The organism is Bradyrhizobium sp. BRP56, from assembly GCF_020194035.1.
Taxonomy (GTDB): Bacteria; Pseudomonadota; Alphaproteobacteria; order Rhizobiales; family Xanthobacteraceae; genus Bradyrhizobium; species Bradyrhizobium australafricanum.
Window position 1 is genome coordinate 50050 of record NZ_JADYVV010000047.1, and the last position, 21414, is coordinate 71463.

General features: G+C 64.9%; 20 protein-coding genes. 11 read left to right on the top strand and 9 right to left on the bottom strand.

Features of this window, described 5'->3' with window-relative positions; genetic code table 11:
• The first annotated feature begins 269 nt into the window (after positions 1-269).
• Complete coding sequence (gene secA / locus I6F38_RS28565) at positions 270-3134, top strand: preprotein translocase subunit SecA (protein WP_225162715.1); 2865 nt, start codon at positions 270-272, stop codon at positions 3132-3134.
• Between the two features lie 57 nt (positions 3135-3191).
• On the opposite strand, the gene I6F38_RS28570 is transcribed toward secA, so the two are convergent.
• Positions 3192-3626 carry a VOC family protein gene (locus I6F38_RS28570; RefSeq protein ID WP_225162716.1) on the bottom strand — a complete coding sequence of 145 codons (435 nt, stop codon included), beginning with the start codon at positions 3624-3626 and terminating at the stop codon, positions 3192-3194.
• Positions 3627-3791: 165 nt separating this feature from the next.
• Positions 3792-4235 carry a MarR family transcriptional regulator gene (locus I6F38_RS28575; RefSeq protein ID WP_016847408.1) on the bottom strand — a complete coding sequence of 148 codons (444 nt, stop codon included), beginning with the start codon at positions 4233-4235 and terminating at the stop codon, positions 3792-3794.
• A gap of 178 nt (positions 4236-4413) precedes the next feature.
• Here I6F38_RS28575 and I6F38_RS28580 point away from each other — a divergent pair, with 178 nt between their 5' ends.
• The 8 genes from I6F38_RS28580 to I6F38_RS28615 all read left to right on the top strand — a co-directional run bounded on the left by I6F38_RS28580 (position 4414) and on the right by I6F38_RS28615 (position 13309).
• A complete protein-coding gene (locus I6F38_RS28580; protein WP_225162717.1) occupies positions 4414-5595 on the top strand; it encodes a substrate-binding domain-containing protein in 1182 nt (393 codons plus the stop codon).
• A 79-nt stretch (positions 5596-5674) separates the two neighbouring features.
• On the top strand, positions 5675-6859 hold the full coding sequence (locus tag I6F38_RS28585; protein WP_225162728.1) for a substrate-binding domain-containing protein: 1185 nt from the start codon (positions 5675-5677) through the stop codon (positions 6857-6859).
• Positions 6860-7155: 296 nt separating this feature from the next.
• Positions 7156-8670: an amidase gene (locus I6F38_RS28590; RefSeq protein ID WP_225162718.1), complete on the top strand. Its 1515-nt coding sequence runs from the start codon at positions 7156-7158 to the stop codon at positions 8668-8670.
• A gap of 42 nt (positions 8671-8712) precedes the next feature.
• On the top strand, positions 8713-9570 hold the full coding sequence (locus I6F38_RS28595) for a branched-chain amino acid ABC transporter permease (protein WP_028337306.1): 858 nt from the start codon (positions 8713-8715) through the stop codon (positions 9568-9570).
• A 4-nt stretch (positions 9571-9574) separates the two neighbouring features.
• Positions 9575-10792, top strand: a complete 1218-nt coding sequence (locus I6F38_RS28600; protein WP_028337305.1) for a substrate-binding protein — start codon at positions 9575-9577, stop codon at positions 10790-10792.
• Positions 10743-11894 (top strand): branched-chain amino acid ABC transporter permease, encoded by a 1152-nt coding sequence (locus tag I6F38_RS28605; RefSeq protein ID WP_225162719.1) that lies wholly within the window; start codon positions 10743-10745, stop codon positions 11892-11894. The genes I6F38_RS28600 and I6F38_RS28605 overlap by 50 nt, the downstream gene beginning before the upstream one ends.
• On the top strand, positions 11881-12615 hold the full coding sequence (locus I6F38_RS28610; protein ID WP_137482809.1) for an ABC transporter ATP-binding protein: 735 nt from the start codon (positions 11881-11883) through the stop codon (positions 12613-12615). The genes I6F38_RS28605 and I6F38_RS28610 overlap by 14 nt, the downstream gene beginning before the upstream one ends.
• Positions 12608-13309: an ABC transporter ATP-binding protein gene (locus I6F38_RS28615; protein ID WP_225162720.1), complete on the top strand. Its 702-nt coding sequence runs from the start codon at positions 12608-12610 to the stop codon at positions 13307-13309. The genes I6F38_RS28610 and I6F38_RS28615 overlap by 8 nt, the downstream gene beginning before the upstream one ends.
• 6 nt (positions 13310-13315) lie before the next feature.
• On the opposite strand, the gene I6F38_RS28620 is transcribed toward I6F38_RS28615, so the two are convergent.
• From I6F38_RS28620 to I6F38_RS28630, 3 genes are read right to left on the bottom strand one after another with little or no spacing between them, the layout of a single operon-like run.
• The gene (locus I6F38_RS28620; protein ID WP_225162721.1) at positions 13316-13804 is read right to left on the bottom strand and encodes a DUF3147 family protein; all 489 of its coding nucleotides are present in this window, start codon (positions 13802-13804) and stop codon (positions 13316-13318) included.
• Complete coding sequence (locus I6F38_RS28625) at positions 13801-14148, bottom strand: DUF3147 family protein (protein WP_225162722.1); 348 nt, start codon at positions 14146-14148, stop codon at positions 13801-13803. Before I6F38_RS28625 ends, I6F38_RS28620 begins: the two co-directional genes overlap by 4 nt.
• Entirely contained in the window at positions 14145-14768 is a 624-nt protein-coding gene (locus tag I6F38_RS28630; protein ID WP_225162723.1) for a phosphatase PAP2 family protein, read from the bottom strand. The genes I6F38_RS28625 and I6F38_RS28630 overlap by 4 nt, the downstream gene beginning before the upstream one ends.
• A gap of 198 nt (positions 14769-14966) precedes the next feature.
• Here I6F38_RS28630 and I6F38_RS28635 point away from each other — a divergent pair, with 198 nt between their 5' ends.
• A complete protein-coding gene (locus tag I6F38_RS28635; RefSeq protein ID WP_225162724.1) occupies positions 14967-16043 on the top strand; it encodes a flavodoxin family protein in 1077 nt (358 codons plus the stop codon).
• A 68-nt stretch (positions 16044-16111) separates the two neighbouring features.
• Positions 16112-16342, top strand: a complete 231-nt coding sequence (locus I6F38_RS28640) for a hypothetical protein (protein ID WP_225162725.1) — start codon at positions 16112-16114, stop codon at positions 16340-16342.
• 753 nt (positions 16343-17095) lie between these two features.
• On the opposite strand, the gene I6F38_RS28645 is transcribed toward I6F38_RS28640, so the two are convergent.
• The 4 genes from I6F38_RS28645 to I6F38_RS28660 form a co-directional block, all read right to left on the bottom strand.
• The gene (locus I6F38_RS28645) at positions 17096-18607 is read right to left on the bottom strand and encodes a murein L,D-transpeptidase family protein (RefSeq protein WP_249794336.1); all 1512 of its coding nucleotides are present in this window, start codon (positions 18605-18607) and stop codon (positions 17096-17098) included.
• A gap of 229 nt (positions 18608-18836) precedes the next feature.
• Positions 18837-19799 carry an acetyl-CoA carboxylase carboxyltransferase subunit alpha gene (locus I6F38_RS28650; RefSeq protein ID WP_092083128.1) on the bottom strand — a complete coding sequence of 321 codons (963 nt, stop codon included), beginning with the start codon at positions 19797-19799 and terminating at the stop codon, positions 18837-18839.
• Positions 19800-20089: 290 nt separating this feature from the next.
• A complete protein-coding gene (gene xerD, locus I6F38_RS28655; protein ID WP_225162726.1) occupies positions 20090-21073 on the bottom strand; it encodes a site-specific tyrosine recombinase XerD in 984 nt (327 codons plus the stop codon).
• Positions 21074-21089: 16 nt separating this feature from the next.
• Positions 21090-21236 (bottom strand): hypothetical protein, encoded by a 147-nt coding sequence (locus I6F38_RS28660; protein WP_016843561.1) that lies wholly within the window; start codon positions 21234-21236, stop codon positions 21090-21092.
• Between the last annotated feature and the right edge of the window lie 178 nt (positions 21237-21414).

A 21414-nucleotide genomic window follows, 5' to 3' on the forward strand; every position in this document is an offset into this window, starting at 1 on the left:
AACCCCCCGACCGGGCCATATCTCTGGCCAACCGCGTCAGCGGCGAGAGCGCTTATTTTGCTGCGTTTTTCGCCGTTGAACCCAGGATGGCCTGTTTCCCACTCAATTGGCGGAGGAGCCCCCGGGCCGGGGCTCGAACCGTAGCGCGTCACGGTGAGTTGATAGGCGATCCGGCGGACCATCTCAGGCTGTAATCCAAGACTGAATTCCAAGTTGAATTCCAACACTGAACGAAGACCGAACTCGAGACCGAAGAACAGGAATTTCGCATGATCGGCGCGCTCGCCCGCAAGTTTTTCGGCTCCGCCAACGACCGTCGGGTCAAGGGGTATCAGTCCCGCGTCAACGCCATCAACGCGCTGGAGGGCGAGCTCGTCAAACTGACGGACGATCAGCTCAAGGCCCGCACCGCCGAATTCAAGCAGCAGCTCGCCAGCGGCAAGACGCTGGACGACATCCTGGTTCCGGCCTTCGCCACGGTGCGCGAGGCCGCCAAGCGGACGCTCGGCCAGCGCCATTTCGACGTTCAGCTGATCGGCGGCATGGTGCTGCACGAGGGCGACATCGCCGAGATGAAGACCGGCGAAGGCAAGACGCTGGTCGCGACGCTTGCGGTCTACCTCAACGCGCTCGCTGGCAAGGGCGTCCACGTCGTCACCGTCAACGACTACCTCGCCCGCCGCGACTCCGGCTGGATGGGCCAGATCTACGCCTTCCTGGGGCTGACCACCGGCGTGATCGTGCACGGCCTCGACGACGCCGAGCGCAAGGCCGCCTATGCCTGCGACATCACCTACGGCACCAACAACGAATACGGCTTCGACTATCTGCGCGACAACATGAAGTACCGCCTGGAGGACATGGTCCAGCGCGAGCACTACTACGCGATCGTCGACGAAGTGGACTCGATCCTGATCGACGAGGCGCGGACGCCGCTGATCATCTCCGGACCGCTCGACGACCGGTCGGATTTCTACAACACCATCGACACCTTCATGCCGAATCTCGCCAAGAAGGACGACTACGAGGTCGACGAGAAGCAGCGCACGGTGACGCTGACCGAAGCCGGCATGGAGAAGCTCGAGAACCTGCTGCGCGACGCCGGCCAGCTCAAGGGCGACTCGCTGTACGACGTCGAGAACGTCTCCGTCGTGCATCACGTCAACCAGGCGCTGCGCGCGCACACGCTGTTCACGCGCGACAAGGACTACATCGTCCGCGACGACGAGGTCATCATCATCGACGAGTTCACCGGACGCATGATGCAGGGCCGCCGCTATTCGGAAGGCCTGCACCAGGCGCTGGAAGCCAAGGAGCACGTCACGGTCCAGCCCGAGAACCAGACGCTGGCCTCGATCACCTTCCAGAACTATTTCCGGATGTACCAGAAGCTGTCCGGCATGACCGGCACGGCGCTGACCGAAGCCGACGAACTGTTCGACATCTACAAGCTCGAGGTCGTGGAGATCCCGACCAACCTGCCGGTGGCGCGCCTCGACGAGGACGACGAGGTCTACCGCACCCAGAACGAGAAATACGCTGCGATCCTTGCCGAGATCGAGCGCGCCAACAAGCGGCTGCAGCCGGTGCTGGTCGGCACGGCCTCGATCGAGAAGTCGGAAGTGCTGGCCGAGTACCTGAAGAAGCACGGCTACAAGCAGATCGACTTCACGTCCGAATCCGGCATGGAGAAGCTCTATGCCGCGGCGCGCGCCGGCAAGCCGGCAAAGCTGTTCGCGGTGCTGAACGCGCGCTTCCACGAGCAGGAAGCTTATATCGTCGCGGAAGCCGGCGTGCCGGGCGCGATCACGATCGCGACCAACATGGCCGGCCGCGGCACCGACATCAAGCTCGGCGGCTCGCTCGAGATGCGGATTCAGCAGGAGACCGCCGGGATCACGGATGAGGCCGAGAAGGCCAAGAAGATCGAGCAGATCAAGGCCGACATCGAGCGCTTCCGCGAGATCGTGCTGAAGGCGGAAGAGGATTTCGAGGTCGAGCCCGCCAAGGGCAACAAGCCCGCGAAGACCGTGAAGAAGCCGGGCGGCCTCTACATCATCGGCTCCGAACGTCACGAATCCCGCCGTATCGACAACCAGCTGCGCGGCCGATCCGGCCGTCAGGGCGACCCCGGCCGCTCGAAGTTCTTCCTGTCGCTGGAAGACGATCTGATGCGCATCTTCGGCTCCGACCGGCTCGACAGCATGCTGCAGCGGCTCGGCCTGCAGGAAGGCGAAGCCATCATCCATCCCTGGATCAACAAGGCGCTCGAGAAGGCGCAGCAGAAGGTCGAGGCGCGCAACTTCGACATCCGCAAGAACCTCTTGAAGTTCGACAACGTCCAGAACGACCAGCGCAAGGTGATCTTCGACCAGCGCGTCGACCTGATGAAGGACGACAGCGTCGTCGAGACCGTCACCGACATGCGCCATGCCTTCGTCGAGGACGTGGTCACCAAATACATTCCCGAGCACGCCTATGCCGAACAGTGGGACACCGCGGGCCTCAAGGACGAGCTGAAGCGCGTGCTCGATGTCGATCTGCCGGTCGACGAATGGGCGAAGGAAGAGGGCATCGCCGACGAGGAACTGCTGACCCGCATCGAGACCCATGTCGACGAGCGCATGGCGGCCAAGGTCGCGCAATGGGGTCCCGACGTGATGCGTTACGTCGAGAAGACCATCCTGCTGCAGACGCTCGACCATCTCTGGCGCGAGCACCTGATCATGCTCGACCATCTGCGCCAGGTGATCGGCCTGCGCGGCTATGGCCAGCGCGATCCGTTGCAGGAGTACAAGACCGAGGCTTTCAACCTGTTCCAGGAGATGAGCGCGCATCTGCGCGAGGCCGTCACCGCGCAGCTGATGCGGGTTGAGATCGTGCCGCCGGAGGAGCCGCCGGAGCCGCTGCCGCTGATGGAGGCGCACAAGCTCGATCCCAACACCGGCGAGGACGAGTTCGCGCAGGCGCGCCTGACCGAGGCCACCTACGCCCAGGCCTCGCTGGCGCCCGGGATGATTGCCACCGACCGCAATCCGAACGACCCGGCGAGCTGGGGCAAGGTCGGCCGCAACGAGGACTGCCCCTGCGGGTCAGGCAAGAAGTACAAGCACTGCCACGGCCGGTACGCGTAAGCCGTCGCACGCGCTGAGGCGGCGGGCGACTGGCCCGCCCGTCGAGCCGCATCGCTCTCAGCCAGCGAACGCCTTGTCGAGATCGGCGATCACGATCTTCTGCATCTTCAGCATCGCCTGCATCGCGCGGTCGGCTGCCTTGCGATCGGGGGCGCTGAGATAGCGGCCGAGCGCTGATGGGATCACCTGCCAGGACAGGCCGAATTTGTCCTTGAGCCAGCCGCAGCGCGATTCCTGGCCGCCGTCGGTGAGCTTCTCCCAGAAGTAGTCCACCTGCTCCTGGGTCTCGACGCTCAGGAAGAACGACACCGCCTCGTTGAACTTGTGCTGCGGCCCGCCATTGAGCGCGTGGAACCGCTGCCCCTCGAGCTCGATGGTCGCCATGAAATCGCTGACGGTCTCGATCTTGGCGTTCGGAAACACCGATTGGTAGAAGGCGACGGCATCGCGGACGTTGTTATCGAGCCAGAGGAACGGCGTGATCGAAGTCATGACGGGAAATCCTCGCTAACGAGTAATCGGGTGGACCTGCGCGGCCAAGCGCGAAGGCTGCGCCGCTGGGCGCGCCCCGAGGACGCACCAAACCGCTGCATCCCGACATTTCCTGCCGGTCTTTTTTCGATGGTTTCGGTAGGAGCGCGCCGGGCCGGCGCGGCCTTAATTGGCGCTGCCGATCAGGCTTTCCAGCAGGCGCTTGAGCTCGGTGGTCGACTTGTCGCCATAGCTCTCGACGATGTGCTCCTCCTGGCTCACCGCCAGCGAGTTGAGCCGGCGGCACAGCGCCTTGCCGCGGTCGGAGACGAACATCAGCACCTTGCGGCGATCCTTCGGGTCCTGGACGCGGTAGACCAGGGCGTCCGACACCATGCGGTCGATCATCTTGGTCAGCGTCGGATGGTTGAGCAGCACAGCATCCGCAAGCTCGCCCATCGAGTGGCCGTTGCCGTCGGACAGCACCTTCAGGATGCGCCACTGCTCGACCGGCACGCCTTCCTTGGCGAGCCGCGTCTCCAACTGCCGGTTGATCTCCCGGTTGGCTTGCGCCAGCAGGTAGGCGAGATGTTCGGTGATCGGGGAATTTTCTTTCGGCGGTTTAGCCACGGCGTGAGACCTGGTTCCTGACCCGGTGAATGAATGTCCGGCAACTCATGCCGTTTCTATATGCACTTCAATTGTTGAATATTCAATATTTTCACCTAGGATATTCCCCCAACCAAGGGGCGGATGCCGCGACCGCCCGCTGGCTGCGTTGCGTACTGCTTCCCAGACAGGAGTTGGCGTGCTCTCGACGGTCTCTTTCCAGGCGTATGGCGGCATGCCCGTCCCGCCGCCGCTGCTGTTTCGAAATCCGTCGTCCTGCGCGGCCGATCTCGCTTTGACCCTCAAGCCCGGCTCGTCGCGCCGTCGCGGCACCGACAGCAAGCTTCGAATCGGCAATTTCATCACCTTCTCCGGCGCGCCCGGGATCTGGGGGCCGATCTCCGCCAACAGCGTCATGCTCGCGGTGGCCGAGATCAACCGGCGCGGCGGCATCCGCGGCCGCGAGGTCGAATTGTCGATGTACGACGCCGGCGGCCCGATCGAGGAGGTGGTGCGCCGCGCCGAGCGGGCGATCGCGTTCGACGAGATCGACGTGATCATGGGCTCGCATATCTCGGCAGTGCGCCTCGCGCTGCGCAAGGTCACGGCCGGCCGCATCCCCTATGTCTATACGCCGGTCTATGAGGGCGGCGAGCGAACGCCCGGGGTGATGGCGATCGGCGAGACGCCGCGCGCGGAAAGCCGGCCGGCGATCCACTGGCTCACCGAGGTCAAGAAGGCGCAGCGCTGGTATTTGATCGGCAGCGACTACGTCTGGCCCTGGCAGTCGCATCGCGCGGTGAAGCGCTACATCAAGGAGGCCGGCGGCCATGTCGTCGGCGAGGAATTCGTCCCGCTCGGCGAGGACAATCACGAGCCGCATCTGGCGCGGATTCGCGCCGCACGGCCCGATGTCGTGCTGATCACCCTGATCGGCACCGACAGCATCACCTTCAACCGCGCCTTCGCCGAGGCAGGGCTTGCCGCGACCACGCTGCGTTACGCCGGCGCGATGGACGAGACCGTGATGCTCGGCATCGGCCCCGACTCGACCCAAAACCTGTTCTGCGCCTCCGGCTATTTCGGCTGCGTCGATTCGCGCGCCAATGACGACTTCCGGACCAGCTACCGTGCGATGTTCGGGGCGCATGCGCCGCCGATCGGCTCGGTCGGGCAGTCCAATTATGAGGGGATGCGCTTTCTCGAGGCGGCGGCCAATCAGGCGCGCTCGCTGTCGATCGGACCGTTGTCCGCCGCAGCGCACAACCTCGTCTACAGCGGCGCGCGCGGCACCGTCACCATCCGCGACGGCCGCGCCGAGATGCCGATCTATCTTGCCGAGGCCGACGGTCTCGACTTCAATGTGATCAGGACGATCTAGATGGACCGGGCGATGCCGCGCTCGCCGCGCGGCTTGCCGGTGCCAGACAGGAGCAGGTGTGCATTCGACGCCCTACGTCATGGCCCGAACCTCGAGCAACAGGTATGGCGGCCTTCCATGCCCGCCATCCCTGCTGTTCCGGAACCTGACGTCGGTGCGGTCCGATCGGGTATTTTCCCCGATGGATCGGGACGGTTTCGGTCCGCGCGGCGCGCGCAGCCGGCTGCGGATCGCCGGCTTCGTCTGCTGCACCGGCTCGCCCGGGATGTGGGGGCCGGCTGCGACCTCGAGCGCGCAGCTCGCAGTCGCCGACATCAACCGGCGCGGCGGCATCCTCGGCCGCGAGATCGAGTTCTCGGTCTACGACGCCGGCGGACCGATCGAGGAGGTGCTCGATCGCGCCGAGCAGGCGATCGCATCCGACGATGTCGATCTCATCATGGGTATGCACACCAGCGCGGTGCGCGTCGCGCTGCGCGGCCTCATCACCCGCAGCAAGATCCCCTACATCTACACGCCGGTCTATGAGGGCGGCGAACGGACGCCGGGCGTCATAGCGATCGGCGAGACGCCGCGCTGGCAGAACCGGCCGTCGATCCACTGGCTGGCTGACGTCAAGAAGGCGAAGCGCTGGTACCTGATCGGTAGCGATTATGTCTGGCCATGGCAGTCGCACCGCGCGGTGAAGCGTTACATCAAGGAGACCGGCGGTCTCGTGGTCGGCGAGGAGTTCGTGCCGGTCGGCGAGGACAATCACGAGGCGCAGCTGGAACGCATCCGCGCCGCGAAACCCGATGTCGTGCTGATCTCGCTGATCGGCACCGATAGCGTGACCTTCAACCGCGCCTTCGCCGATGCCGGCCTTGCCGCCACCACGCTGCGCTTTGCCGGCTGTTTCGACGAGACGGCGCTGCTCGGCATCGGCGCCGACAAGACCGAGAACCTTTACTGCGCCTCCGGCTATTTCCCCTCCGTCGGCTCACGCGAAGGCGACGATTTCAGGGACCGCTATCGCGCGATGTTCGGGGCGTTCGCGCCGCCGGTCGGGTCGTGCAGCGAGTCCGCCTATGAAGGCTTCTGCCTGCTCGAGGCCGCCGCCAAGCGCGCCGGCACGCTGGACATGCGGCCGCTGCTCGCGGCGGCGGACAACCTCGTCTATCGCGGCCCGCGCGGTCCGGTCACGGTGCGCAGCGGCCATGCCAGGATGCCGATGTATCTTGCCGAAGCCGACGGTCTCGACTTCAGGGTGATCAAGGCGATCTGAGAGGCTGTGACGCTTTGGCCGTCATTGCGAGGAGCGAAAGCGACGAAGCAATCCATCGTCCCGTTTTGCCGAACCATGGATTGCTTCGCTTCGCTCGCAATGACGAGGCAGAGGTATGCGACTTCCCGAGCCACGGAGCGACAGGCTCAGTGGACGGGCCACGAAATAATACTTGAAAAGGAAAATATTTCCGTTTTCAATACAACAACGGGGTGAGCGGTTCGCGCGGGCAACGCGCCGCTGCACCCTGCCTCGAGGGATCAAATCCAAAGATCAAAAGCTATCAGGAGAGCGCCGTGACAGTCGTCCTTCCCACACCAACGCAACTTCGTGCCGTCGCCGAGCAGTGCGGCCTGTCACTGACCGATGAGGATGTGGCCTCGTTCCGCGGCCTGATGCAGGGCTCGATCGACGCCTACAACGTGATCGCCGCGATGCCGGACGAACTTCCCGCGGTGAAATATCCGCGCACGCCCGGCTATCGCCCGGCGCCAGAGGAGAACCCGCGCAACGCCTGGTACTACAAGTCGACCGTGAAGGGCGCCGCCTCCGGCAAGCTCAAGGGCAAGACGGTGGCGCTGAAGGACAACATCATGCTGGCCGGCGTGCCGATGACGAACGGCTCGTCGACGCTGGAAGGTTATATCCCCGATTTCGACGCCACCATCGTCACGCGCATGCTCGATGCCGGCGCCGAGATCGCCGGCAAGACCCATTGCGAGCACTTCTGCCTGTCCGGCGGCAGCCACACCAACTCCTACGGAGCGGTGCACAATCCGCACAAGATGGGCTACTCGGCCGGCGGCTCGTCGTCGGGCTCGGGTGTCGTGGTCGCGCTCGGCGAGGTCGACATGGCGATCGGCGGCGACCAGGGTGGCTCGATCCGCATGCCGTCCTCGTTCTGCGGCACCTACGGCATGAAGCCGACCTGGGGCCTCGTGCCCTATACCGGCATCATGCCGATCGAGATTTTCGTCGACCACACCGGACCGATGACCGCGACGGTGGAGGACAATGCGCTGCTGCTCGAAGTGATCGCCGGCGACGACGGCTACGATCCGCGCATCAAGGCGCCCAAGGTCGAGGATTACACCAAGGCGCTGGGCAAAGGCGTCAAGGGCATGAAGATCGGCATCCTCAAGGAAGGCTTCGAGCAGCCGACCGCGGAAGCCGCGGTCAATGAAAGCGTGCGCGAGGCGGCCAAGCGCTTCAAGGATCTCGGCGCGTCGGTCGAGAATGTCTCGATCCCGATGCACATGGTCGGCCCTGCGATCTGGACCCCGATCGGCACCGAAGGCCTGACCCAGACCATGATGTTCGGCGACGGCTACGGCCTCAGCCGGCCCGACCTCTATTCGACCTCGCTGATGGATTTCCATCGCGGCTGGCGCCGCCAGGCGGATTCGCTGTCGGAGACCACCAAGCTCTTCATGATGCTCGGCACCTACATCAACAACAATTTCGGTCCGCGCTTCTACGGCAAGGCGCTCAACATCTCCCGCCGCCTCACCGCGGCCTATGACAAGGCGTTCAAGGATTACGACCTGCTGCTGCTGCCGACCACGCCGATGAAGGCGCCGCCTTTGCCGGCGGCCAATGCCAGCCGCGAGGACTATGTCGCCCGCGCGCTCGAGATGATCACCAACACCGCGCCGTTCGACATCACCCATCACCCGGCGATGTCGCTGCCCTGCGGCATGGTCGACGGCCTGCCGGTCGGGTTGATGCTGGTCGGCCGGATGTTCGAGGAATCCACCATCTACCGCGCCGCGCACGCCTTCGAGCAGGCCGGCGACTGGAAGAAGATGTGAGGCGCCGCTTGTTGCAGACGCAGGCTGGATGGATCGAACGCCATGGCTAGCACCTTTGCCGCGGCGTTCGAGATCGTGAGCTTCGGCGCGATCATCGTGCTGGTCGTGCTCGGGCTCGGCATCATCGCCAGCATGATGGGCATCTTCAACTTCGCGCAGGGCGAGTTCGTCCTGCTTGGGGCCTATGTGACCTATCTGGCCTACGCCCACGGCGCGCCGGTCTGGGCCGGCATGGTCGCGGCGCCCTTCGTGGTCGGCGCGATCGGCTTCGTGCTGGAGGCGCTGATCATCAGGCGGTTCTACGCCGCGCCGATCGTGGCGATGCTCGGCACCTATGCGCTCGGCCTGATCATCCGCGAGAGCGTGCGCGGCCTGATCGGCGGCTTCTATCTCACGGTGCCGGAGCCGATCGGCGGCTCGATCGACCTCGGCTCGGTCCACATCTCGGCCTGGCGCTTCACCATCATCGTGATCACGCTCTTGGTGATGGGTGGCTGCTATCTCTTGCTGGCGCGCACCTCGTTCGGGCTTCGGGTCCGCGCCACGCTGGAGAATCCGGCGCTGGCGCGCGCGTCGGGTATCTCGACGCCCCTGATCTACGGGGCGACCTTCGCGTTCGGCGCGGCGCTGGCCGGGCTTGCCGGCGCGCTGATCGTGCCGGTGTTCAGCCTGTTCGCCGACCTCGGCATCCGCTTCCTGATCCAGGGCTTCGTCGCCGTGATGGTCGGCGGGGTCGGCTCCTTCATCGGTCCGGTCGCCGGCGCCGGTGTGATCGGCACGCTCAGCGCGGCGCTGCCTTGGGTGATGTCTCCTGTCGTCGCCGACGTCCTGGTCTTCGTGCTCGCAATTGCCTTCATCAAATTCCGCCCGCAGGGCCTCATATCGGGAAAAGGGGTTTAGTCAGATGTTCGATCGCACCAATCTCACGCGCCGCCGCTTCATGAGCAATTTCGCGTTCGCGACCGGCGCGCTCGCGACCGGGGTCGGCAGCTGGGTGGTCAGGCCCGACTGGGCCAACGCAGCGGAGGGACCGATCAAGGTCGGCATCGCGACCGACCTGACCGGCCCGATCGCCTATGCCGGCAACGCCGACGCCAACGTCGCCAAGATGGTGATCAAGGAGATCAACGCCGGCGGCGGCCTGCTCGGCCGGCCGCTCGAGCTCTATATCGAGGACACCGCCTCGAACGAATCGGTCGCGGTCGGCAATGTCCGCAAGCTGATCCAGCGCGACAAGGTCGACATGGTGCTCGGCGGCATCACCTCCTCGATGCGCAACGCGATCAAGGATCCGATCGTCGCGCGCGGCAAGACGCTCTACATCTATCCGCAGCTCTACGAGGGCAAGGAGTGCACGCCCTATCTGTTCTGCACCGGACCGACCCCGGCGCAGCAATGCGACACCTTCATTCCCTGGCTGATCAAGAACGGCGGCAAGAAATTCGCGCTGCCGAGCGCCAACTACGTCTGGCCGCACACGCTCAACGTCTACGCCCGCAAGGTGATCGAGTCGAACGGCGGCGAGGTGGTGTTCGAGGAATACTACCCGCTCGACCAGGTCGACTTCTCGGCCACCGTCAACCGCGTCATCTCCAACAAGGTCGACGTCGTCTTCAACACCGTGATCCCGCCCGGCGTCGGCCCGTTCTTCAAGCAGCTCTATGAAGCCGGCTTCCTCAAGAACGGCGGGCGGCTTGCCTGCGTCTACTATGACGAGAACACGCTCAACATCAATCAGGCCAACGAGATCGAAGGCCTTGCGAGCTGCCTCGACTATTTCAAGGTGCTGACCAAGGAGGATCCGTTCGACGCCAAGCTGCAGGCGGCCTATGAGAAGGATTTCCCCGGCAACTTCCTGTTCGCGGCCGGCAGCGCCGCCACCGGCACCTATCGCGGCCTCAAGCTGTGGGAGGCGGCGGTCAAGGAGGCCGGCAAGGTCGACCGCGACTCCGTTGCGGCCGCGCTCGACCACGCCAAGATCGCCGAAGGGCCGGGCGGACCCGCGGAGATGGTGCCGGGCAAGCGTCACTGCAAGATGAAGATGTACACCGCTGTTGCCAAGGGCGGGAACTATGAGATCGTGGCGCGCAGCGACGGTCTCGTTGATCCCAAGGAATGCTGAGCGATCAATGGTTGGAGCAAGAGAGGCTGTCGCACGCGTCGGTGAGGAACCAGATGTCGTGACGGGCGAGGGTGCACCGGCCGCAAGCGCGCCGGCGGGACGAGTATCGGCAGGATGGAAGGTCCTGCCGATCGTGGAAGGGCTGGTGCTGTTGATCGCACTGGTCCTGCCATGGGTGCTGCAGGATTATCTCACGGTGTTCGCCACCCGCGTGGTGATCCTCGCGTTGTTCGCCCTGTCGTTCGACCTGGTGTGGGGCTATGCCGGCATCATGAGCTTCGGCCAGGCGCTGTTCTTCGGCGCCGCCGGCTACGGCGTGGCGCTCTTGGCGCGCGATCTCAATGTCACCTCGATCCTCCTGATCCTGCCCGCCGGCACGCTGATCGGGCTGACCGCGTCGCTGCTGCTCGGCGGCTTCCTGCTGCTCGGGCGTTATCCCTCGAGCGTGATCTTCGTCTCGCTCGGCACCCTGACCGGCTCCTATGCCGCGGACCGGCTGGCGCGCGGCTGGTACTATCTCGGCGGCCAGAACGGCATCCCGTCGATCCCGCCGCTCACCCTCGGCAGCTACGAGTTCGAGGAGGGGCCGATCTACTACTACATGGTGCTCGGCATCCTCGTGGTCGTTTATCTGCTCTGCCGCTTCCTGGTCCGCTCGCAATTCGGGCTGGCGCTCGCCGGCCTGCGCGAGAACGAGCAGCGCATCGCCTTCTTCGGCTACAAGGCGCAGCATCTGAAGGCGATCATCTTCGCGGTCGGCGGCACCATCGCCGGTCTCGCCGGCAGCCTCTATGCCTTCCACGAGGGCTTCGTCTGGCCCAACATGCTGGGCGTCGTGTTCTCGACCCAGGTCGTGCTCTATGTGCTGTTCGGCGGCTCCGGCACGCTGATCGGCGCCGTGATCGGCACCGTGATCATCGAGGGCGTCAGCTTCTGGCTGTCGGACAATTACCGCGACGTCTGGCCGATCATCCTCGGCGTGCTGCTGCTGCTCGTCATCATGTTCCGACCGCTCGGGCTGATCTCCTTCGTGCTCGGCGAGCGCGAACGGGTCGGCAGTTTCGGCAAAGCCCCGAAGGAGACCGGCAATGCCGCTCCTTGAGGCGCAAGGCATCAGCAAGGTGTTCGGCAAGCTGACCGCGCTCGACGGTGCGGCGCTGACCGTCGGCGAGAACGAGTTTCACGGCCTGATCGGGCCGAACGGCTCGGGCAAGAGCACGCTGATGAAATGCGTCGCCGGCGCCGAGGTGCCGACGACGGGCAAGGTCTCCTTCGTCAACACCGACATCACGGCGTTCACGCCGACCGAGCGCGCCCGCGCCGGCATGAGCCTGAAGTTCCAGATCACCTCGGTGCTGCCGACGCTGACGCTGTACGACAACATCCTGCTGGCGCTGCAGGCGCACTGCTCGCTGTTCGACCTGGTGTTCTCGCGTACCCGCAAGAGCCTGCACGACCAGGTGATGACGATGCTGACCCAGTTCCGGCTCGCCGATCGCGCGCATGACGCCGCCGCGGCGCTGTCGCACGGCCAGCAGCAATGGCTCGAGATCGCGATGGCGCTCGCCGGCAAGCCGCGGCTGTTGCTGCTGGACGAGCCGACCGGCGGCATGAGCCTCGAGGAGCGCCGCGTCACCGGCGAGCTGTTGCAGCCGATCAAGCAGCATTGCTCGCTCGTCATCGTCGAACACGACCTCGATTTCATTCGCGACATCTGCGACCGCCTCACCGTGCTCGACCAGGGCAAGGTGCTGGCCTCGGGAACGGTCGCGGAAATCCAGGCCAACAAAAGCGTCCAGGAGATCTATCTTCGCCGTGCCTGAGCAAACCTTCCTCGATATCCGGCATCTCGATGCCGGTTATGGCCGCAGCCAGGTCCTGTTCGATGTCAACATCGGCATCCCCTGGCGCGGCGGCGTCGCCGTTCTCGGCCGCAACGGCGCCGGCAAGACCACGCTGATGAAGACCATCGTCGGCGAGCTCACGAGCTCGCAGGGCGAGTTGTTCTTCGACGGCCGCGACATCACGCGGCGGCGCACCGAGGAGCGGGTGCGCTCCGGCATCGGCTATGTGCCGCAGGAGCATTCGGTGTTCGCCCGCCTGTCGGTGCGCGACAACCTCGCCGTCGGCTCGCTGTTCAATTCCGATGCCAGCGCCGTCGATCGCGTGCTGGCCATCTTTCCGAAACTCGGCCAGCGGCTCGACCAGCCGGCCGGCACGCTGTCCGGCGGCGAGCGCAAGATGCTGGCGATCGGCCGCGCCATGCTCGGCAATCCAAAGCTGCTGCTGCTGGACGAGCCGACCGAAGGCGTCTGGATCGGCGTGATCGAGGAGATCACCGAACGGCTGATCGAGCTCGCCAAAAGCATCTCGGTCGTGATCGTCGAACAGCATCTCGACCTCGCGCTGCGCGTCGCCGACTACGCCTATGTGCTGGACCGCGGCCGCGTCGCGCTGCAGGGCGGCGCGAGCGAGGTGCGGAGCGATCCGGAACTGCTGCGCTATCTGGCGCCGTAGCAGGCTTCAATGCGGCAGGCGGTCGGCCTTGCGGCCGGTCACGCCGTCTCCCGGCGTCCGCGTCCGCCGTGCCGATCGCATTTCGCGACGCACATACCAGGCCGCGACCGAGCAGATCAGCCAGGCCAGCGATGCGGCGATGAAGGCGGCCGGCACGCTGCGATCCACCGTCAGCAGGAAGACGACGGCAAACGCCAGCATGCCGACCGCGCCGAGCGCTGCGCCCGCCGCATCGAGCGCCGCGGCCTGCTGCCCGCGCCATGTGCCATCGAGGCCGGCGTTCCGCTTGCGGCGGATTTCATGCTTCTCGATCAGGGTGGCGCTGGCGCAGAAGATGGCGGGGAGTGCAAGAAAGGCGCCGCCGACATAGGCGCCGCACGTGCTGCTGATCAGTCCGGTCAGGACGGTGGCGCCGCCACCGAGCACGAAGCGGATCAGATATTCGGTCCAGCGGCTTTCCCTGAGCGAGGACAATGAGACCCGGACCGGTGTCATGCCTGCCCTCCGGCAACGCCCAGCAAGCCGAAGACGATCGCGAGCCAGACGACAAGCGCCAGCAAGGTGGCGGGGGCGGCGCGGAGTCTTACGCGAATCAGCAGTTGGCAGACCGCGAAGCTATAGACGGCCAGCGCAACGGCGCCGGCCATCATCGCGCGGCTCTGCAGGCCGGCGTAGTCGGTGCCGTGCTGGTACACGGCGATGCCGAGGGTGGCGAGCGCAACCGACGGCGCCGCGCCGAACAGCCCGGCGAAGCTCTTCGGACGCAGCACGTCACCCAGCATCGCGAAGGCCGACACCACGGCCCCGCCCACGAGAAAGCGGATGACATATTCGCTCATCGCGCCTTGCTCCGCGGCGGATCGTCACCGGGATAGCCGGTCCATAATCGCAGCAGCCGCTCGAGAAGTGCTCCGAGTCCAAATCCCGCGATCACGTCGCTCGTCCAGTGTGCGAGCACTACAATGCGCGTCAGCGAGAGGCCGACCGCGAGTGCCTGGATTGGGCGGCGCGCGCCGACGGGCAATGTCGCGGCCGCCGACGCCAGCGCGCCCATATGCAGCGCGTGACCGGATGGAAAGGCGTCGTCGCGCTTGCCCGAGATCGGGATGCCATTGGCGTGGCCGGTCACGGTCAGGCGATCCGGGCGGGTCTGATTGAACAGCAATTTCAGGCCATGCGGCAGCAGCGATGCTGCGATCGTCACCAGCAGCGCGTGATTGCCGGCGCGCTCGAGCGAGGCGCCGCGCCCACGTGAGGCGAGCCAGCCTGCGGCGGCGAGCGCAAGCAGGACCTTTTCGTCAGCGCCCCAGGTCAGTGTGCGGGCGATCTCTTCCGGCGCAGGTGCGGTGTTGCGGGCGATCGCACGCGCGATCATGGCGTCCGCCGCGGTCGGGCGAATGGTGATCGGGAAGGGGGCGCCTCGCTGGCGGCGTGCTCGAACTCTAGCTGTCGTATCCATGGTCAGGTTCCCATCCAACGCACCAGGCGCGGCATGGGTCCTAACCGGCGTGCAAGGAACCAAATGCAGATCGATGCTCTTGAACTCTTGCCCGTCTCGACCCGATCCCAAGGCTCAATCCCGAGGCTTTATCCCGAGGCTTCGCGCGCCAATGGGGATGCAGGCCGGGCGACGGATTGTAGTCAGGGAGAGGTGCCGATGACGGAGCCGGACGTTCGCAAGGGGATGCCGCCGGTCAAACTTTCGCGCGATGAATTCGAACGGCGCTACCGCAAGCGATTTGCCGATCCGGTCTTTCAATCCATGCAGACGGAGCTCGCGACGATCATCGCCGGCGCCTGGGACGCCTATCGTCATTCGCGCAAGGCGCCGGTTACCCGCAAGGCCGGCCCCGGTTTTGCCGATCCCGACTATGATCTCGCGGTCGATTGGCTGTCCGCGCGCGATGCCATCGATGAAGCGCAACGCAGGCACGACGATCCAAACGAAGCGCCGCATATCCTGCTGATCAACGGCTCCTCGCGCAGCGAGCACACGTGTCCCGGCGAGATGTCCAAAAGCTGGCGCATGGTCGAGATCGCCGAGGCCGCCTTCCGCGAGATGGGCCTCGCGGTCGATGTGCTCGATCTGTCGCGGCTGACGTCCGAGTTCGGCAGGGAGATTCACCCCTGCAAGTCCTGCGTCTCCACCTCGATGGCGCTCTGCCACTGGCCGTGCAGCTGCTATCCAAACCACTCGCTCGGGCAAACCGACGACTGGATGAACGAGATCTATCCGCTGTGGGTGCGCGCGCACGGCATTATGATCATCTCGCCGGTCAACTGGTACCAGACGCCGACCGGACTCAAGGCGATGATCGATCGCCTGGTCTGCGCCGATGGCGGCAATCCCGATCCGACCTCAACCCACGGCAAGACCGCGAGCGAAGCCAAGGCGCTCGAACTCAAGGGCTGGCCATACCCCAAGCATTTGCGCGGCCGGCATTTCGGCATCGTGGTCCACGGCGACAGCGTCGGTGCGGAAACATGCCGCCGCTTTCTTGCGGACTGGCTCACCGACATGGAGTTGATCTCGGCCGGCGGCAGGGCCGAGATCGATGGCTATGTCGGCTACATGAAGCCCTACGCGACGTCGCATCGCGATCTCGACGAAGACAGGGCCTTTCAGGAACAGGTGCGCAATGTCGCGCTGGCGCTCGGCGCCGCCGTCGACCTCGCGCGCACCGGGCATCTGGAAGATCCCGGCAAGGGGCTTGAGGACCCGCGGCCGAAGTAGGGTGGAATCCGGGTTCCCAAAGGAACGAAGGTCCCCGGCTGCCCGTTAGGCCGCGGGAGGAAGTCACAATGCGCTATATTTCGATTGCAGCTCTTGTTGCTGCTGCCGTGATGAGCAGCGGTGTCGCGTTGGCGCAGCATTCCGGTACGCCATCGGAACAGAGCGCGTGCACGCGCGATGCACAGCGCTTCTGCCGGAAGGACCTCGGCAATGACGGGGCCGTGCAGAACTGTCTCCAGATGAAGCGGGCCAGCCTGAGCCGAAGCTGCAAGAAGGTTTTCGAAAGCCACGGAATGTAATGGTCGCCTGCCAACGCGCATGCGACGTAACGGAGCGTGGCGTTTGAACCCGCGAGCTGGCGGTGCGGCGCCTTGAGTGCGATCGGCGCCCGGCTTTCCCTGCGCGCTCCGCCAACGGAGAGGGCGGAACGAAGAGCAACGCTCGGACAAATCATGTCGCGAGAACGTTGTGGTGTGACTCGTAGACCGCGCCACACACTCAATGTCGTCCTGGCGAAAGCCAGGACCCATTACCCCAAATGAGAGTTGTTGCGCGACGCTGGGGCCACGTCCCATTCACGATCAAGTTCGGTGGTTATGGGTCCCCTGAGTTCACAAACGAAGTGCAACACTTCCTTGAGGAGGTGTTGCCATGGGGCGGACTTACAAGCGCAGCGCGACCCGGGACCCATAACCACCGACGGTCATCGTTGCACGACACCGGAGCCACAGCGCACTTCAACAACCCGCCCCTGTGGTTATGGGTCCCTGCTTTCGCACTAGCGTATATACATATCCTCCGCAGTCTTTCCGGAGTCTTCTCAAAGAGTTGGCCGAAAACCGCAGAGAACTTACTCATCTGCACTAGGGTTGCGCCCGCCGATTTCGGCTCTCGCCTAGTAGCTAACCCCTTGATGATGAGTCGGTTTTCTAGCCTCGAAGAGATGTGTAAATGCCCTAGTGCTTTCGCAGGGACGACGGCTGGAAATAGTTTGCGCTACAGCAGCATTGCGACAAGCGGCAGCGAGCTGTCTTCGCGCAGACGCGCTGCGCCTACTTCACCGCCGAGAAGCGGGTGTCGAACGAGTTGGTCTGCACGACAGGCGCGGAGCCGGCGAGTTGGGTCGACGACGACGGGGCCGGTGCGGCGGCTGCGGCCGTGGTCACTGCGGGCTTCGGTGCGGGCTTGGCGGCTTGCTTCGGCTCAGCCTTGGGGGCGACGCGAACCACCGATTGCGGCTTGGCCTCGGCGACCTTCGGCTTGGCCGGGGCGGCAGAGGCCGGAGCCGGCGGCGCGGTCGTCTTGCTGGCGTCGGCGGTGCCGCCGATGCCGACCTTGCGGGCGAAGCTGGAGAAGAAGCCTTCTGATTTGTCAGAGGTCGATTTGTCAGAGGTGGATTTGTCAGAGGCGGATTTGTCGGACGCGTTCGCCGAGGCAACGCGGGTGCCGGCCGACGACGTGGTGGACGACGTTGTCGCCACGACCGGCTCTTCCTGCTGGACCGCGAGATTGGGCTTCGGCGGATTGACCGTGCCGGGGATCGTGCCCGGCGCGCGTGCCAGCGACATCGATGCCAGCGCCTGGCTGTCGCCGCCTTCGGAGAGGCCGGTGTTTCCTTCCGGAATCTTCGAGGCGAAGATCGCGTTCATGCCGCCGTCGATGCCGGTGTTGAGGCGCGCAACGGGCGTGCCCTTGGACACCAGCTTGGCGGTTTCGGCGGCGTCCTTCTGCTCCTTCTCGTGCACGGCGCTCGCGATCTCCTCGGGGATCACGTAGGCCGGGCACTTCGCGGAGGCGTCGAACACCGGATCGCGTGTCGCGCCCGGCGCCTTCACCGCGTCGAACACATACTTCTTTTCGCAGAAGTCGACCCTCGGCTCCTGCTTCGTCACCTCGAAATGATCATAGCCTTCCTTGATCATCTTCCAGAACGGCATGTTCGGATTGTTGCGGTGCTTGGCCATGTTCACCGGCGTCATCCGGAACGGATAGGCCTGCAGCTGGAACGCCTTCTGGCCGCCGAAGAAGGACTCGCGGCCGAGCGAGTAGATCTCGGCGATCTGCTCGTCGGTCATCGCGTAGCAGCCGCGCGAGGAGCAATCTCCATGCACCATCAGCTGCGAGCCGGTGCGGCCGAGCGCCTTGTCGAAGGCGTTGGGATAGCCGGTGTTGAACGACAGGTAATAGGCCGATTGCGGGTTCATCTGGCTCGGGTTGATCGAATAGAACCCTTCGGGCGCCTGGCGGTCGCCTTCGCGGACCTTCGGACCGAGATCGCCCGACCAGCGGCAGATCGGATAGGTCTTGAGCAGCGCGAACTGGCCGGAGCGGTTTTGCTTCCAGACCTCGAGCTCGGCCTCCTGCTTGAACAGCCGCACCAGGATCGGCGACTGCATGTCCATGTCCTTTTCGGTCATGGCAGCGACGAGCTTTGGCGGGACCGGCTGATTGGCCTTGGCGTTCTGCGCGAGCGAGATCTGGTCGCTGTCACAACCGGCGAGCATCACACCTGCGGCGAGGACCGCCGAGGTCAGAAGCGCGCGTACGAGCGTGCGATGAGTCAAGTCCGAGCTCCACACCCACCGGGCGATTTTCGCGACCCCAACACGGCGAATATGCCCTGAAGCCATTGTGTAAAATATTAGCCTTCGACGACCCCTGCTCGCAACCTGAACCGGGGCAGACAGCCCTCACGGTAGCAGGCATGGTTCAAGGAATGTTAAAGACCCGGCTCGGGGCCCAATTACGGCAAAATTGGTCGATTTGGACGAAAAATCGGGCCGTTTGGGCGCCTCAGCCGAGCTTGCGGCCGATATCGAGAAACTTCTGGCGCCGCTGTTTGCGAATCGCGTCCGGATCAAGATTTCGTAGGTCGTTGAGCGCCTGGGCGATGGCATCGCCCGTGGTCGCGATCATCGCGCCCGGGTCGCGATGAGCGCCGCCGGAGGGCTCCTTCAGGATCTGGTCGATCACGCCGAAGCGCAGCATGTCCTGGGCGGTGATCTTCATGCTGTTGGCGGCTTCCTGCGCCTTGGTGCCGTCGCGCCACAGGATCGAGGATGCCGCCTCCGGCGAGATCACGCTGTAGATCGCGTGCTCCATCATCAGGACGCGGTTCGCCGTGGTGATGGCGATGGCGCCGCCCGACATGCCTTCGCCGGTGACGATCGCGACATTGGGCACACCGAGCGACAGGCAGGCGTCGGTCGAGCGCGCGATCGCCTCGGCCTGGCCGCGTTCCTCGGCGCCGATGCCGGGATAGGCGCCGGCGGAATCGACGATCGACAGCACCGGGATGCCGAACCGGTCGGCCATTTCCATCAGGCGCACCGCCTTGCGGTAGCCTTCGGGGCGCGCCATGCCGAAATTGTGCTTGATGCGGCTCTCGGTGGTGGCGCCCTTCTCCTGCCCCACCACGCAGATGCTCTCGCCGCGGAAGCGGCCGAAGCCGCCGACCAGGGCCTCGTCGTCGGCGAATTTGCGGTCGCCGGCCATCGGCGTGAATTCGGTGATCAGGCCGCCGATGAAATCGGTGAAGTGCGGTCGCTGCGGATGCCGCGCCACCAGCGTCTTCTGCCACGGCGTCAGATTGGAATAGAGCTCGGTGAGCGCCTGCGCCGCCTTGTCCTCGATCCGCGCGACCTCGTCGCCGATGTCGCTGCCGCTCGCGGCAAGCGTGCGCAACTCGTCGATCTTGGATTCAAGCTCGGCGACAGGTTTTTCGAAGTCGAGATAGCTGCGCATCGGGTCGGGCATCAACTCAATATAGGGAAGATCGGTGCGAGGGGCGAAGCGGTTTCGGCGTCGGAAAGAGAAGCTTTGTAACTTCAAACGGTTAACGCGCATCCGGGTGGAATGCACGCTTCGGGATCGCAAGCAGGTGACGCTCTTTCTGCGGAGACGAAGCGGAAGTCAAGGCGGATCAGATGAAGGTATCAAGGTCTCCACGCGCGTAGCCCGGATGAAGCGAAGCGTAATCTGGGGAGACTGCGTCCGCGGTGAGACCGATCCCGGATTTCGCTGCGCTTCATCCGGGCTACGGATCCCTAGGACTTCTCCGCCAACGGGTGCAGGTCGCGGACCAGGCTCTTCAGCCGCTCCTCGACCACATGGGTGTAGATCTGGGTGGTCGAGATGTCGGTGTGGCCGAGCAGGGTCTGCACGATGCGCAGGTCCGCGCCATTGTGCAGCAGATGGCTGGCAAACGCATGACGCAGCACGTGCGGGGAGACCAGCCGCGGCGCAAGGCCGGAGGCGCTCGCAAGCTCCTTCAGATCGCGGGCGAAATGCTGCCGGGTCAGATGGCCGCTCTCGCCGGAGGACGGAAACAGCCATTTCGCCGGCGCGGCTTTCTTCGCCTTCGGCTGCATCACCTCCAGCGCGGCGAGGTAGTCCGCCATCGCCTGGCGCGAGGCGTCGTTCAGCGGCACCAGCCGTTCCCTGTTGCCCTTGCCGCGCACTACGATCATCCGCGCATCGCGCCGCGCCGCCGAGACCGGCAGCGACACCAGCTCAGAGACGCGGAGGCCGGTGGCGTACAGCACCTCGAGCAGGCAGTAGAGCCGCAGCGCGCGCAGCCGCTGCGCCGGCGAGACGTCGGTCTGGGTCAGCTCCTTGGCGCGGGTCAGCATGCGGTCGACGTCGGCAATCGACAGCACCTTGGGCAGGCCGCGGCCGCGCTTCGGGCCGGACAGGATCGCGGCCGGATCGTCGCTGCGGACCCGCTCATTGAGCAGGAAACGGTAGAGATGTCGCATCGCCGACAGCCGCCGCGCCACGCTGGTCGACTTGAAGCCTCTGACATCAAGGTCGGCGAGGTAGCCACGCAGCGTCTCGGTGTCGGCGCTGGTGAAATCGGCGCCGGCATGGCCGAGGTAGTCGGAGAAATCGGTGAGGTCGCGCCGGTAGGCGTCGAGCGTGTTGGCGCCGGCGCCCTGTTCCGCGGCGAGCATGTCGAGGAACAACGCGGTCAGTCTGGCGTCGGAGGACTTGGCGAGGGTCTTGGCGGGATTTTTGGCAGCAGCGGGCATGCCGGAATCATAGCGTCTATTTCTTGAGGAACTTATCCGGTGGGATGGTAACCGTCATTTCCCGCGGTTTCGGGTGCACGAAATTGGCCAGCGCGAAGACGATGCCGTAGCCGATCCCGAAAATCACGGCGACGACCGTCAGGAAGCGGAACAGGCTGGGCATGGAAGCGACTCGGGCGGCGAATTAACCAATGAAATCATCCAACATGTTCCCCGCGCGGTTGCAAGAGTCGCTGGTAAGGGTGTCGCCGGGGGTAGTATAGGTGGCTCGAATTCTGAACAATTCGTCCCAATATCCGAGCTTTTTGATGTCCGACGCAGCCGTCCCGGCGCCCACCCAC

Bases quoted from the DNA above. Each gene is read 5' to 3' on its own strand.
- secA (WP_225162715.1), top strand. From the start codon at position 270: ATGATCGGCGCGCTCGCCCGCAAGTTTTTCGGCTCCGCCAACGACCGT.
- I6F38_RS28570 (WP_225162716.1), bottom strand. From the start codon at position 3,626: ATGACTTCGATCACGCCGTTCCTCTGGCTCGATAACAACGTCCGCGAT.
- I6F38_RS28585 (WP_225162728.1), top strand. From the start codon at position 5,675: ATGGCCCGAACCTCGAGCAACAGGTATGGCGGCCTTCCATGCCCGCCA.
- I6F38_RS28595 (WP_028337306.1), top strand. From the start codon at position 8,713: ATGGCTAGCACCTTTGCCGCGGCGTTCGAGATCGTGAGCTTCGGCGCG.
- I6F38_RS28600 (WP_028337305.1), top strand. From the start codon at position 9,575: ATGTTCGATCGCACCAATCTCACGCGCCGCCGCTTCATGAGCAATTTC.
- I6F38_RS28605 (WP_225162719.1), top strand. From the start codon at position 10,743: ATGAGATCGTGGCGCGCAGCGACGGTCTCGTTGATCCCAAGGAATGCT.
- I6F38_RS28610 (WP_137482809.1), top strand. From the start codon at position 11,881: ATGCCGCTCCTTGAGGCGCAAGGCATCAGCAAGGTGTTCGGCAAGCTG.
- I6F38_RS28620 (WP_225162721.1), bottom strand. From the start codon at position 13,804: ATGACACCGGTCCGGGTCTCATTGTCCTCGCTCAGGGAAAGCCGCTGG.
- I6F38_RS28625 (WP_225162722.1), bottom strand. From the start codon at position 14,148: ATGAGCGAATATGTCATCCGCTTTCTCGTGGGCGGGGCCGTGGTGTCG.
- I6F38_RS28630 (WP_225162723.1), bottom strand. From the start codon at position 14,768: ATGGATACGACAGCTAGAGTTCGAGCACGCCGCCAGCGAGGCGCCCCC.
- I6F38_RS28635 (WP_225162724.1), top strand. From the start codon at position 14,967: ATGACGGAGCCGGACGTTCGCAAGGGGATGCCGCCGGTCAAACTTTCG.
- I6F38_RS28640 (WP_225162725.1), top strand. From the start codon at position 16,112: ATGCGCTATATTTCGATTGCAGCTCTTGTTGCTGCTGCCGTGATGAGC.
- I6F38_RS28650 (WP_092083128.1), bottom strand. From the start codon at position 19,799: ATGCCCGACCCGATGCGCAGCTATCTCGACTTCGAAAAACCTGTCGCC.
- xerD (WP_225162726.1), bottom strand. From the start codon at position 21,073: ATGCCCGCTGCTGCCAAAAATCCCGCCAAGACCCTCGCCAAGTCCTCC.
- I6F38_RS28660 (WP_016843561.1), bottom strand. From the start codon at position 21,236: ATGCCCAGCCTGTTCCGCTTCCTGACGGTCGTCGCCGTGATTTTCGGG.